Below are 13,812 nucleotides of genomic sequence, written 5' to 3' on the forward strand. Positions count from 1 at the left end.
TCGACAATAGGGTGCGGCAACCGTTCTGCCAAAATCGTGTAGCTTGGTAGCAGGATAACTTTCTTTTATGAAAAATATCAAGATCATTGAGGTGAAGTCGGAAATCGGAGCAGGCACCCGTGGGGCCAGCCTGGGAGTAGAAGCCATTAAAATAGCTGCGTTGGATTTCATGAGCAATTTTTTTGTACACTTCCCTACCGAAGCCATAGAAACCGAGAATAAGCTGTTGTTCGAACCGATCGAATCTCCCTATGCCAAAAGAATCAAAGGGACCCTGACATTATATGAAAGGATCAGCAAAAGTATTTGTGAGACGGTGAAAACGAACTGGTTCCCCGTGGTACTTTCCGGCGATCACAGTACAGCAGGAGCCACTATCGCCGGACTGAAAATGGCCCGGCCCAAAGCGAAACTGGGCGCCATCTGGATTGACGCCCATGCGGACCTGCATACCCCGTTCACCACCCCTTCCGGTAATATGCATGGCATGCCTGTTGCCATTTCTATCGCAGAAGATAATCTGGAATGTAAGGTGCATGAAGTGGATGAGAATACCCTTAAAACCTGGGATAAGCTCAAAAACCTGGGTGGAATTGCGCCAAAGATACTACCGGAAGATATTGTGTTCATTTCCCTTCGGGATTATGAGAAAGAGGAAGAACACCTGATCAAGTCATACGGCATGAAGGTGATCTCGACCAACGAGGTACGCCGTAAAGGCCCTGAGCAGATCGCCCGGTCCGTATTCCGTTACCTCAGCGATTGTGAGTACATCTATGTCTCTTTCGATGTGGATAGCCTGGATTCCTCTATATCCAAAGGTACCGGTACCCCTGTAACCAATGGGCTGCGGGAACGTGAGGCAGAGGACCTGATCTCTAAGTTCATGCAACACAGGAAGATCTGCTGCTTTGAGATCACAGAGGTGAACCCGACCCTTGATAAAGAGAACCTGATGGCAGAAATCGCCTTTAATATATTACAACGCAGCGTCAATGTGCTGCTTCTCAACTAGGCATACTTAAACAGGAAAAGGCCTGTTACAGGAGGAAGACTGGAACTTCCGGACTGTAACAGGCCTTTGATCTTGATATAGCTTTTACCCGGGTATACCAGGGTATAACAAGCGACGAACTAGCGACGAACTAGCGACGAACTAGCGACGGCGAAACGATGAACCTGATCAGGGGTTATTTTTCATCTTGATCAGGTTTGCCACCAGTCCTGTCCAGCCCGTCTGGTGTGCTGCGCCCAATCCCTTGCCGGTATCTCCGTGGAAATACTCGTGGAACTGGATCAGATCCTTAAAATAAGGGTCTGTCTGCAGTTTCTCATTATTCCCGTTCACCGCTCTTCTGCCATTTTCGTCTTTCAGGAAGATCTTCAGGAGGCGTTCTGCCAGCTTGGTACCAACTTCCTTCAGCGAATAGAACTGCCCAGTACGGGTCGGATATTCTATCCTGAAATCATCTGTATAGAAATAATGGAATTTGCGCAGACTTTCAATCATCAGGAAGTTCATCTGCATCCATACGGGGCCTCTCCAGTTGGAGTTACCCCCGTAAGTATAGCTGTCACTTTCTCCCGGGAGGTAGTGCACACTGAGTTCCACTCCATCATTCCGGAATATAAATGGCTCTTTTTCATACTGTTTGGAAAGGGAACGGACACCATAGTCACTTAAGAATTCCGATTCATCCAGCATCCTGCTGAGCAGGCGCTTCATACGGTGCCCGCGCAACAGACTAAGCAGATGTTTATTCTCTTTACCCTCTTCGAACCAGCGGGATACCAGTTGAGCGAGATCCGGCCGGTGACGCAGGAACCAGGACATACGTCTTTCGAAGGCCGGGTTATTCTTTAACGTTTCGGTGGATATGACTTCAACGGCAAATAATGGGATAAGCCCGACCATACTTCTGAGTCTGAGGCGCTCTACACGGTTGTCCGGCAGCCGGATCTGGTCATAATAGAACTCGTCCTTATCATCCCAGAGGCCATTCTGTACATCTCCCATGCTGGCCATCGCACCGGCAATGTACATGAAGTGCTCAAAGAACTTGATGGCCATACCTGTATATACCTTGTTATAGCTGGCAAGTTCCAGGGCAATGTGCAGCATATTGAGGGCATAGACTGCCATCCAGCTGGTAGCGTCGGCCTGCTCCTGCCTGACGCCACTGGGCAGTGGCATGCTACGGTCAAAGGCACCTACGTTGTCCAGTCCGAGGAAGCCCCCTTCAAATATGTTACTACCGTTACTATCCTTCCGGTTCACCCACCAGGTGAAATTGATCATTAACTTATGAAAGACGGTCTCCAGGAACTCGTAGTCCTTGCGGCCGTTGATAGCGGCGTCCTGTTTGAATACCCTATAGGTGGCGCCGGCATGGACAGGCGGATTTACATCCCCGAAAGCCCATTCGTACGCCGGGAATTCACCGGAAGGGTTCATGTACCACTCCTCGGTCAGAAGACGCAGCTGCTGTTTGGCGAAGTCAGGGTCTACCATGGCGAGCGTTACACAATGGAAAGCCAGGTCCCAGGCTGCGTACCAGGGAAATTCCCATTTATCAGGAACGGAAATAATGTCTTCGTTATTCAGCTGTTTCCAGTTCTTATTCCTGCCATTCAGCCTTTCGGGTGGCGGAGGAGGTCCTGCCGGATCCCCGTCCATCCATTGCTGTACTTTATAAGAGTAGAACTGTTTATTCCAGAGCATACCTGCCAGTGCCTGACGCTGTACCAGCCTCTCGTCAGCATCTGCTATCGTATCCTGTATGTCTCTATAGAATTCGTCCGCTTCTTCCAGACGGGCCTGGAAGGTAGCGTCAAAGTCGGCAAACGGATCACTGAGCTGTTTATCGGTGAGTCGTAGCCTGATAACAGCCAGGCTTTTTGCCGGTACAAATAAGTTATAATGTACCGCGGCCTTGGTGCCTTTCTTTTCCGGATTGACGGTGTTCATGTCATGTATGACGTAATCATTGATCCCATCCTTAGGGTATAATGTATTACTGTCTACATTGTAGAGACGGCGGTTATTGGTTTCATTTTCACAGTATACGATCTCTCCGCCCCCTTCCTGGTAGAGATATTGCACGGCCAGTTTTTCATGAGAAATACGGATCGTGGTATCATTTTCTGCCCAGAGGGATGGTTTGTAGGGATGACGGCCCCATACCCATGTATTTCTGAACCAGATAGTAGGTAACAGGTGCAGATCAGCCGCTTCATTACCGCGGTTATGAGCGGTGATAGTTACCAGGATATCATCCGGTCCGGCTTTGGCGTATTCTACGAATACATCAAAGTATTTATTATCCTCGAAGATGCCGGTGTCGATCAGTTCAAATTCCTCTTCCTGCTTGCTTCTGCGGGCATTTTCATCAACGAGGCGCTGGTAGGGATACTCCCGCTGCGGATACTTGTACAGCATCTTCATATAGGAGTGAGTGGGCGTTCCGTCGAGATAGTAATATAGTTCCTTTACATCTTCACCATGATTGCCCTGCGCGTTGGTGAGACCAAAGAAGCGTTCTTTGAGAATAGGATCTTTTCCATTCCACAGTCCGAGAGAAAAACATAACAACTGCTTATCATCAGAAATACCCGCAATGCCATCTTCCCCCCATCTCCAGGCTTTACTGCGGGCCATATCGTGTGTGGTATAGTCCCAGGAACTGCCGTCGGCGCTATAATCTTCCCTGACGGTGCCCCATTGGCGGTCACTCACATAAGATCCCCATTTCTTCCATCCATTCTGCTGTAATCTTTGTTGTTCCTTATTCATAATTTATCTGATCTTGAAATAAGCAATTAGCCAGCCCACAACCTCACTGTAGCTGCGGATACCTTTTTCCTGATTGTTCGCCTTAAGATACTGATCATAGATCATGGTAGTATAGTCATCAACCGGACTACTATACCGGTCGTAAAAGTCTCTGATCTGTCGCATATCGGCCCTGATGCCTGGTACAGCTTTGCGCCACATTTCTCCTGCCAGGGTTGTATCCTGACGGCGCAGTTGCCTGACGCTGTACATGAACATTTCAAAGTTAGCGGCATATCTGAACTGCGGGTCAGGTGAATTACCGGCTACAAGATAGCCCACAAAGTTGGCTTCTTCTTCCGGCGCATATCCCAGTTGATGGGCCACTTCATGGCAAATAGTGAAGGGCTGGAGAAATCCGGGGGTAGTGACATTCACATGTGCCTCTCCTGTAAAGGGATTGAGATAACCACCCACTCCCATGTAATTGATCCAGTGTCCATACAAGGAGGGCTTGATGCAGGTGTGTTTATAACGGAGGACAGGCCATTTTTGCACGGCTACGTCATACGCTTTGACTGCTTTTGTAAACATTAGTGCGCTGTCGGAACCGGGGTGTGTAGCATGCAATGTATCGCCCAGGGCGGTTTTATAGGTATTTGCCTGTTGCAACAAAGTATCTGTCAGGCGGTATAGCTGATCAGTGGTATATTCATTTACCTGCAGATGCAGGTCTTTTTCAAGGGAGTTACGTTCATAATTATATCCCCAGAATAACATAAATATCAGATATACAGTTAATAAGCCCTGTACACCTTGCAGAAACTGGAGTAGTAAAGCTTTCCATTGCTTTTTTACAATTTTATAACATATCTTTAACAAATAAATGACCATAGTTACGATCCAGGCGGCATAAATTACGTCGCCGATGCTAAATGGTACTTTCCCCAGTACCTGACGTACTAGTAAACTGATCCAAACGTATAACCTATGAAAGTAAAACTCAGCAAACCTGTCGCTGAATGCCATCTGAATAGAGAGTGCCAGTATAACGGCAACGATGATCAGTATACGTATAATAATGCCCTTTATCCTTATTTTCAAATCCATATCAACCTACTGAATGATGACCGATGAAATATTAATGGGTGAGCTCACATCTGCTCTTTCCCATCAGTCAGGAATGAAAATACACATTAATTACGCAGAAAGAATACCCGGTGGAGATATAAATGAACATTTTAAGTTGAATACGGACAACGGTCTGTTATTTCTTAAAATGACCGATACGCAAAACTATCCTGACATGTTTGAGCGGGAGTTCATGAGTCTTGAAACCCTGTACGCAACGAATACACTGGCTGTTCCGCGGCCGCTGGCAGCGGGTACTACGGGAAGCAAGGTATTCCTGATCACAGAGTTCATGGAGAAAGGCGGCGCCAATCCTGATTTCTGGGAGAACTTCGGCGGCAACCTTGCCCGTATGCACCGGCATACGCAACAACACTTCGGCCTACCACAGGCCAATTACATAGGAAATATCAAACAATATAATACTCCTTACAGCAGCTGGTCTGTATTTTATGCGTTCAATCGCCTGCAACCGCTTACGAAGGAAGCGTATGACCGGCAGGTTATCGATAAACAGATGGTGACACAGATGGAAAATCTGTGGAGACACCTCCCGCAGATCTTTCCCGAGGAGCAGCCATCATTGCTGCATGGAGATTTCTGGTCAGGCAATTATATGGTAGGCAGGGATGGTAAAGCCTGCGTGTATGATCCCGCGGTATACTACGGTAACCGGGAAATGGACCTGGCCACAGCAAGGTTGTTTGGTGGATTTGACACGCGGTTCTTCTTTACGTATCAGAGTATGTATCCCCTGGCAGAAGGCTGGCAGTCGCGTATAGGTATCTGCCAGTTATATCCGCTGCTGGTACATCTGTTGTTATTTGGCGGCAGTTATTACACAAGTGTGAAGAATGTGCTGGACAATTTCAATTAGGAATGAGTGAAAGGAACCAGGAATTATTGATAATAGGAGAAGGGCGCTTCGGTATGAGGCGCCCTTCTCCTATTTGTATAGAAAATTATTATTTAATTAGTACCTGACAGGAAATACATCCCGAATGATGCCACCGCATTGTCGATTCATCATGCGCTGATTCCTAATTGACTACTGCATGTGTTTCATGCGCTCATACTCCTGTTCTATAATAGGATAGAACTTTTCCAGATCTCTGGAAATACCGGCAAATACAGCGTCTACTTCTTCCGGCGGAGCGCTGTGATTATTATTGAGCGTATTTTCCAGCTGCTGCATTTTACTGGTGATCCAGGTGAGCCCGACCATGGCGAAGTTAGGTTTGAGCTTATGAACCTGAAATTTGAGTTGTTCCCAGTCACGTTCTTCCACCAGTTTTCTGATCTTCACCACTTCGTCCAGGATCGTTTTTAAAAAGATCTCAAAAAGGTCAGCAGCGTAAGAGATGTTGTTCTCGTATAAAGCATTGAGGTACTTTACGTCCAGTTCATTGTGAAATTCAAATCCGGAACTGTTTGTAGACTCTTCCATTATTAATTCTGTTTCGTCATCATTCAGGTATTTGTTCAATACCTGTAGTAATTGATCTGGTGTGTAGGGCTTGGTTAAGATATCGGTAATACCAGCCTGTCTTGCCTGGGTAAACGTGCTCTCCATTGCCAGGGCGGTAGTGGCGACCAGTGGCGTAGCCACGTTCGGTTTAGCTTCGTCCTGTCTGATCCGGGAGGCTAGTTCGAGTCCGTTCAGACCCGGAATACGAATATCGAGTAAAATCAGGTCATATAATCGGGAATCAAGAAAATAAAGGGCATCCGGCCCGTTAGTGGCCAGCTGGTGCTGAATACTATATTTTTCCAACAGACTGATAATATACCGGAGATTCATGGGGTTATCCTCGATCACCAGTACTTTGGCTGTCGAAAAGTTGGGTTGCCTTTTCATTTTTCCTGACCTTGCGTTAGTAACAAAGGGTTTACGGGTATCAATAAAGGGCAGTGTAAAGGAGAAACAGGTACTGAAGCCTTGCGCTTCTTCGACAACGATGCTGCCGCCCTGGAGTTCCACTAACTGTTTGGATATGGCTAAACCTAATCCTGTACCACCATAGATTTCCCTGATTTCCTGCTCGGCCTGTTTATAGTTCTGGAAGATCAGTTCCAGTTTATCTTTCTGGATCCCTATACCAGTATCGCATACCTTAAAGGTGATCCAGCACTTATCTTCCTGCCAGGATTGTAGCTTCACGGTAATGGCTATTTCGCCTTCGCGCGTGAATTTCTCTGCATTACCTAACAAGTTCATGAGTATTTGGTTCAGCAGCATGTCATCACCGACCAGCCAGGTCTGCAGCTGTGTATCAATGGAAGCGGATATTTTTACCGGCCGCTGGCCGATCTTGAGTTCAAAAGTATGGCGGAGAGATTTTACCAGTTCAATGAGATTAAATTCCCGTTGATTCACCTGGAGCTCACCTGCTTCTATTTTAGAAAGGTCCAGAATATCTGAGATCAGGCCCATCAGGATGCCTGAGGAGTGTTTAAGTATATTAATATAGTCCCGCTGTTTGTTGTCCAGGTTTGTCTCCTCGAGCAGGTGTGTCATACCGACAACAACGTTCAGGGGCGTCCGGATCTCATGGCTCATACTGGCCAGGAATTCTTTCTGGGCGCCTCTGGCCTCTTCAGCCTGGCGGCGGGCGAGGTCCATCTCGGAACGGGGCATTTTATGCCTGGAAACATCTACTATCTGCCAGATACTACCGACAAACTGCCCGTTATCGATGAGGGGATTATAGCTGACTTCATATATGCGTCCGTCCCGGAGGATGATCTCCCAGCCGAAATAAGGCTTCTTTTTCTGACGCAATTCCTTCATTTTCAGCTCAAAATCCTCGGCATGTTGTACGAGGCGGCTAAAATATTTAATAATAGCGGTGTAGGACATCCCAAAGATGAGATTAGCCTCGGAACCGGCATTTTCCTCAAATACATGGTTTACCCAGATAACCCGGTGATTACCATCGGTTACCAATATACCAGCATTGCTATTTTGCAGCAATACGCTGATAGGAAGTGAAAATATAGCGGGGTTGTCCGCAGATAAACTACGGGCAGTGGTATGTTTTCTCGTACCTTTGATCCGGGCTTTGGCCATTCTTCTATAGGACTGGTTGGGAGTTGGCGCTAAAGTTGGCGCTCCTTTACATAAATTTATACAGGAACAATATATAAATATTATGTTGGGAATCAACAAAATTAGGAAATTTTTGCAATTGCAAATATTTGGTTACCTTTGCATCCCTCTAAAAGTGAGGATTTTATTATGAAAGCACTCCGTCAATTTGATATTGCCTTTGTGGGACTGAAGCCCGGAGAGCATACATTTGAGTACCAAATTACGGATAGTTTCTTTGAGAACTATGGTCCGCAGGATTTCAGCAATTGCAACGCCAATGTAAAGTTGGTGATGGACAAGAAAAATACTTTTTTCATGTTGAAGTTTGAGATCGGCGGTACTATGACTGTGAATTGTGATCGTTGCGGACAACCCTTTGAATTACAGCTATGGGATGATTTTCATCATGTTGTAAAGATGGTGGACAATCCGCACGAGATGAATGAAGAGGATGATACAGATGTTTCCTTTATATCTTTGACGGAATCACATCTGAACGTGGCAGACTGGATCTATGAGTTTATTAATCTCAGTATCCCGATGCAGCGTATTCATCCTGAGGATAGTACGGGTAAAAGCGGTTGTGATCCAAAGATTCTTGAAATGCTGGACCAAATGAACCGGCAAGCCAACGAAAAAGAGAACCCGATCTGGAAAGATCTGGACAAATTTCGTGACAACTAAATATTTCAGTGTACGTCGAAGGCGGAGATTGATACTACATTATTAAACTTAAACACGGACAATTAAAACTTAAATAAGATGCCAAATCCGAAACGCAGACATTCTCAGCAAAGATCAGCTAAGAGAAGGACGCATTACAAGGCCTTTGCGGATACTTTAAGCACTGATAGCGCAACTGGTGAAGTGCACCTGAGACATCGTGCTCACTGGGTAGAAAACAAACTGTACTACAGAGGAAAAGTAGTATTGGAAAAACAAAGCAGCACTAAATAATTTTACTATTTTTACCCCCGACCAAACAGACAAACCTAAACGTTCATGAGAATCGGGCTTGATATGATGGGTGGCGACTTCGCTCCCCTCGAAGCAGTAAAAGGAGTAAAACTATTTTTAGAAACTGTTGCTAATGAAGCGCATTTGGTGCTGATTGGTGATGAGGCAGCTCTAACGCCTTTGTTGTCAGATGCGCAGTTAGACCAATCAAAATATTCAGTTGTTCATTCATCTCAGGTAATTGGGATGAATGAACATCCTACCAAGGCGCTGAAGGAAAAACAGGAATCTTCTATCAGTATCGGTTTCCACCTGTTAAAGAGTGGTAAGGTCGATGCGTTCATTAGCGCTGGTAACACAGGTGCTATGATGGTAGGAGCCCTCTATTCCATCAAAGCAATGGAAGGCGTGCAGCGGCCAACTATATCCACTCCCGTTCCAAGGGAAGATGGATCTTACGGGCTTTTACTGGACGTTGGTATCAACGCTGATTGTAAGCCTGAAAATCTGTTGCAATTTGCCATTCTCGGCTCCCTTTATTCCAAACACATCCTGGGTGTAGACAATCCAACTGTTGGCTTGTTGAACATAGGTGAAGAAGAAGGTAAAGGAAACCTGCTGGCTCAGGCAACATATCCCTTGCTCAAAGAAAATCCACTGCTGAACTTCATCGGTAACGTTGAAGGACGTGATATCCTCACCAATAAGGCAGATGTGATTGTTTGTGAAGGCTTTACCGGTAACATAGTGCTCAAAATGGCTGAATCTTTCCATACTATCGCCGCAAGACGTGGTATCCAGGATGATTACATGCAGAAATTTGACTTTGAAAGCTATGGTGGTACCCCAGTTCTGGGTGTTTCTCAACCGGTGATCATTGGTCATGGTATCTCTCAGGCTGTCGCCTTTAAGAACATGATCTCTCTGGCTCAACAGATGCTTACTACCAAGCTCCTCGACAAAATGCGCGAGAGCTTCGTGAAATAATTTACATCCTATTTGAAAAAGGTATTGATACCGGATTGTAGTAATACAGCCCGGTATTTTCTTTTTTAATCAGGAATTAGGAATTGAAATGCAGCAGAAACTCATTGCTTACACTTTCTCCAGCGGCAGCCTCACATAAAACGTCGTTCCTACTGTCAGTTGTGTTTCAAACCAGATCTCTCCCCTCGCCTGCTCAACAATATTCTTACACATAGCCAGCCCAAGCCCGGTACCGGAGTTTTTGGTTGTAAAGTTCGGGACAAAGATTTTAGGCTGTATTTCAGGCGGAATACCCTCTCCGTTATCCTCTACACTAACAACCACCCACCCGTCTTCTGCCTGTGTCATAGCAATGGTTACATGCCCCTCTCTTCCTTCCGGTAATGCCTGTACTGCGTTCTGCAACAGGTTCGTAAATAGCCTGTTCATCTGGGTTTTATCCGCAAATACATAGAATGCCCTGCCGGGTGCTGCTAAATGAATATTACAATGCTCATGGCTCTGGTAAAGGTCCTTCAGTGAATGCAGTACTTCGTTCAATAGTAATACTTCGCTGTTAGCTTCATCTATACGCGAAAACGCAGAGAAATCAGAAGCAATGTTCGCCAGGTGCTCTATCTGTTCCACCAGTGTATGCGCAACATTCTTGGAAAGCTGCTTTACGTTAGGTGCATCATTGTCGATAGCACGTTGCAGGTACTGAATGCTCAGCTTCATGGGAGTCAGCGGATTCTTGATCTCATGTGCGACCTGTCTCGCCATCTCTCTCCAGGCACCTTCTCTCTCACTCTTTGCCAGTCTGGCGGCACTCACCTCCAGCTTACGCACCATCTTATTATACTCCTTCACCAGCGCGCCAATCTCATCATCCTTGTCCCACTCTATCTCATCATTCTGTCCCAGATTTACATGACGCAGTTTCTCCGTTACCAGCGAGAAAGATTTGGTAATGGAATTAGTGATGAGCAATGCGAGTAAACCTGCTATCAGGAATATAAATGCGTTGAAATTGATCAGCGCTACGAGGAAATTGGAGATCTGCTGATTCAGTTCTGTCTGCGTAGCGAAATAAGGTACGTTCAGGTAAGCAAATATCTCTCCGTTACTGCCTCTTAAAGGTGCATATCCGGACAGGTATTTCATGCCACCGATCTTCTCTTTCTGTATCCACTGGATCTTGGGTTCCCGGTACAACTGCAGGAAGGCATCCGGGTTAATCTTTTTGGACAACAGCCCTTTCTCTGTGATCAGTGGCTGCGTTGTTACCTGCAGATTGCCATCCCTGTCATAAATATTTATATCCAGCGCACGCTCGTCCGCAATCTCCGCCATTGCCGATGTCAGACTCGCCTGGAATATCGGATCATAGAGGTCTTCCAGGTCATCAAACATGCGTTGGTTCTCAAAGACCTTTTCCACATCACGGGACACCTCGTTAATGGTGCGGCTGAGCCTTTCCTTGTTCTCTCTTTCCGAACGGTCAATAAAGAACAGAATGGTGGTAAGACCCAATATAATAAAGGCAAATACGACAATAAAGATGATCGTACCGTGTACCTTCTTACGTATGCTGATATTGACCAGTGTACGCAGATTACCGATACGCATCCTCGCTTTTACCAGCAGGTCCAGCACCCGGTAGACGGCAATGATCAGCAGAAAAAGACAGAACATCCAGGCAAACAGTGTGATGAACTCGATGAACGTCCTCGTTTCCTTCACCACGATCACCACTTTATCCTTTGAAGCTTTGTAGATCAGGCGGGAATAGCCCTTTTCTGATGCAACCGTGATCTCTTCCTTCGGAATATCGGAAGCATATAGTTTGACCGGAAAAGCAAAATCGTTGTTGTTACTCACCAGTTCTCCCTGGTCATAAATCGCATATGAATAGGCAGTAGATGACTCCTTCTCCGGATCGTAGATATCGCCGTCTACCAGCAGTTCCGGGTAGAGCCGCTGGGTGTTGATCACAGCCGGTGTCAGCTCATATATCAGATAACCAGCCGGCACGCCGTTACGATAAAAATCCTTCCGCCCGATATAACTGTAATCGTTAAAACTGCGTTCATTGTAATACAGCTCATTCCCTATCAGCTCAGACCCCATCAGCATTCTACGGCTAAGGGTCGGAAAGGTAGACGTATCACCGCCATAGATAGGCTCGAAGTATTCATTGAAGGGATAAAAACCTACGTTGAAGCGCCCCAGGTAGCCTTTGAAATATTTCTGTTTCAGCTCATTTTCCAACATACTTCTAGGCACACTTCTGCCGGTACTTTGCTGAAAAAAGAGCTGTAATAGTTCATCTTCTTCCATTTGCCGCGTTACATCGGTAAGCAGCATTTCTACATACGGGTCCTTCTGTTTCGACAATTCCACTGCCATACGTTCACGCAGGCTTACTTCTTTTTTATCATTGTAGTATACCAGTGCCGCAGAAGTGGTGATCGTGAGCAGGAAGAGCCAGAACAGGAAAGGCACCGTAGCCAGACTGTTCTCAAACCGGTAAGACAATACATCCAGCACTACCACATACAGGATCAGCCAGATCACCATCGCTACCGAATAGTAGATATCAGGGTTCTGTAACCGGAAGGCCAGCCATACAACGCCGACAATAGCCAGGAAGAGGTACTTTGTACGATGCCGGAAATTGGTCAGCTCATTCAGCAGATAGTTAATGATCTGTGAGAAAAACAGGAAGCTGAAAGAGATAAAACCGAGTATGATAAAGCCAATGATACTATATTCATTCAGACTAAACGGATTCGCCACATCAAACGAGATCCTGGAGTCGATAACGAGACTCTGTATCAGTTGTGACAGGAACTCTCCTACCAGGTACATAATAAAGCTGGCAAGGATAATGACCACACGCTGTTGCCCCCGGTTAGTCACTTTGGGGGCTTTGATCGTCTTTACGTGTTCCCGGAAGAACAACAGTAGCCAGAAACCCAACAGGACGTTCAGCAACAGGTCGCCCAATGAGCGGAAGACTTCATCCTTGGCATAGATAAGGGGGGTAAAAATGTTAAGTGTACGCAGATTGAACGGGAAGGGATATATATAGCTCAGCGTACGACAGAAGATAATGACGGCAAAGAGAAAAAAGAAGCCGTATAGCGGGTTCTTTTGTCTCGCCAGCATAGTAGCAAAGAGATTAACAAAAATAAGTACACAGATACAACCTAACACGCGCAGTATCACGCTGAGCAGATTAGGTGGACCTGTATCCAGGGTACGATCGTAGTAAAGATAAAACAGGATGAGGTGCTGCGCATTCAGCACAGGGATGCCAGGTGGTTTCAGGTGGATGGTATATTCCATCCCCAGGGCAGGTTTATCAAAGAAATGATCAACCAGGTAATTGTTGCTGAGACTGTATTCCATCATAACAGGAATGACAGCCATAAGGTAGCGCTCATGCCCCTGTTGCCTGGATGGAAGCTTTTTGCAAATCACTTCATAGTAACCGTTTCTGAGCTTCAGGAAACGGATACCCGGCTCCAGGGGCGCCTGCCATTCTTCCGGTAATACCAGATTAGTACTCCAGTAAACGAGCCAGCGGCTGGCAGTGCTGCTGTCATATGCAAAGACATAAAATCCCTGCCGGGAAAGCATTTTTTCCTCCTGTTCATTATGATCGCGGGAAAATATGTGTTCCATCAGGGTCGTATCTTCCGATAATTCCTGAAAAGCCTCTTCCCGGGTATGGATACTTTTCTCCAGACTGCGTTTTACGCCCTGTGGAGAGGAATAATAAGACCAGTAGTTGCTGAACAGGAATGAAAAGGTAAATAACCAGGCAGCAATGATCAGTAAGTATCCATGGCGGATGAAAAAAAATCTTATTTCTTTGATATCCAGCAAC

The 13,812-nt window shown here is 46.1% G+C and carries 9 protein-coding genes; 5 read left to right on the plus strand and 4 right to left on the minus strand.

Going from position 1 to position 13,812, the window contains the following annotated elements; translation table 11 throughout:
- The first annotated feature begins 67 nt into the window (after nt 1-67).
- Nucleotides 68-1,015 carry an arginase gene (locus GWR21_RS11210; RefSeq protein WP_162331836.1) on the plus strand — a complete coding sequence of 316 codons (948 nt, stop codon included), beginning with the start codon at nt 68-70 and terminating at the stop codon, nt 1,013-1,015.
- 168 nt (nt 1,016-1,183) lie between these two features.
- Here the strand turns inward: GWR21_RS11210 and GWR21_RS11215 are convergent, their stop codons facing one another.
- The gene (locus GWR21_RS11215) at nt 1,184-3,793 is read right to left on the minus strand and encodes an MGH1-like glycoside hydrolase domain-containing protein (RefSeq protein WP_162331837.1); all 2,610 of its coding nucleotides are present in this window, start codon (nt 3,791-3,793) and stop codon (nt 1,184-1,186) included.
- 3 nt (nt 3,794-3,796) lie between these two features.
- A complete protein-coding gene (locus GWR21_RS11220) occupies nt 3,797-4,882 on the minus strand; it encodes a DUF3810 domain-containing protein (protein ID WP_162331838.1) in 1,086 nt (361 codons plus the stop codon).
- 34 nt (nt 4,883-4,916) lie between these two features.
- Between GWR21_RS11220 and GWR21_RS11225 the strand changes: the two genes are divergently transcribed.
- Nucleotides 4,917-5,780, plus strand: a complete 864-nt coding sequence (locus GWR21_RS11225) for a fructosamine kinase family protein (protein ID WP_262888497.1) — start codon at nt 4,917-4,919, stop codon at nt 5,778-5,780.
- A gap of 171 nt (nt 5,781-5,951) precedes the next feature.
- On the opposite strand, the gene GWR21_RS11230 is transcribed toward GWR21_RS11225, so the two are convergent.
- The gene (locus GWR21_RS11230; protein ID WP_162331840.1) at nt 5,952-7,973 is read right to left on the minus strand and encodes an ATP-binding protein; all 2,022 of its coding nucleotides are present in this window, start codon (nt 7,971-7,973) and stop codon (nt 5,952-5,954) included.
- Nucleotides 7,974-8,141: 168 nt separating this feature from the next.
- On the opposite strand from GWR21_RS11230, the gene GWR21_RS11235 reads away from it, so the two are divergent.
- The 3 genes from GWR21_RS11235 to plsX all read left to right on the plus strand — a co-directional run bounded on the left by GWR21_RS11235 (nt 8,142) and on the right by plsX (nt 9,938).
- On the plus strand, nt 8,142-8,678 hold the full coding sequence (locus GWR21_RS11235) for a YceD family protein (protein WP_162331841.1): 537 nt from the start codon (nt 8,142-8,144) through the stop codon (nt 8,676-8,678).
- Nucleotides 8,679-8,756: 78 nt separating this feature from the next.
- The gene (gene rpmF, locus GWR21_RS11240) at nt 8,757-8,951 is read left to right on the plus strand and encodes a 50S ribosomal protein L32 (RefSeq protein WP_012793868.1); all 195 of its coding nucleotides are present in this window, start codon (nt 8,757-8,759) and stop codon (nt 8,949-8,951) included.
- 45 nt (nt 8,952-8,996) lie between these two features.
- Nucleotides 8,997-9,938 (plus strand): phosphate acyltransferase PlsX, encoded by a 942-nt coding sequence (gene plsX, locus GWR21_RS11245; protein ID WP_162331842.1) that lies wholly within the window; start codon nt 8,997-8,999, stop codon nt 9,936-9,938.
- Nucleotides 9,939-10,046: 108 nt separating this feature from the next.
- On the opposite strand, the gene GWR21_RS11250 is transcribed toward plsX, so the two are convergent.
- Nucleotides 10,047-13,811, minus strand: coding sequence for a sensor histidine kinase (locus tag GWR21_RS11250; protein ID WP_162331843.1), 3,765 nt, complete (start codon nt 13,809-13,811; stop codon nt 10,047-10,049).
- Nucleotide 13,812: the final 1 nt, after the last annotated feature.

This window comes from Chitinophaga agri (assembly GCF_010093065.1).
Lineage (GTDB): Bacteria > Bacteroidota > Bacteroidia > Chitinophagales > Chitinophagaceae > Chitinophaga > Chitinophaga agri.

Excerpts from the sequence above, each read along its gene's own strand:
- GWR21_RS11220 (WP_162331838.1), bottom strand. The coding sequence starts at position 4,882 with ATGGATTTGAAAATAAGGATAAAGGGCATTATTATACGTATACTGATC.
- GWR21_RS11225 (WP_262888497.1), top strand. The coding sequence starts at position 4,917 with ATGGGTGAGCTCACATCTGCTCTTTCCCATCAGTCAGGAATGAAAATA.
- GWR21_RS11215 (WP_162331837.1), bottom strand. The coding sequence starts at position 3,793 with ATGAATAAGGAACAACAAAGATTACAGCAGAATGGATGGAAGAAATGG.
- rpmF (WP_012793868.1), top strand. The coding sequence starts at position 8,757 with ATGCCAAATCCGAAACGCAGACATTCTCAGCAAAGATCAGCTAAGAGA.
- GWR21_RS11210 (WP_162331836.1), top strand. The coding sequence starts at position 68 with ATGAAAAATATCAAGATCATTGAGGTGAAGTCGGAAATCGGAGCAGGC.
- GWR21_RS11235 (WP_162331841.1), top strand. The coding sequence starts at position 8,142 with ATGAAAGCACTCCGTCAATTTGATATTGCCTTTGTGGGACTGAAGCCC.
- plsX (WP_162331842.1), top strand. The coding sequence starts at position 8,997 with ATGAGAATCGGGCTTGATATGATGGGTGGCGACTTCGCTCCCCTCGAA.
- GWR21_RS11230 (WP_162331840.1), bottom strand. The coding sequence starts at position 7,973 with ATGGCCAAAGCCCGGATCAAAGGTACGAGAAAACATACCACTGCCCGT.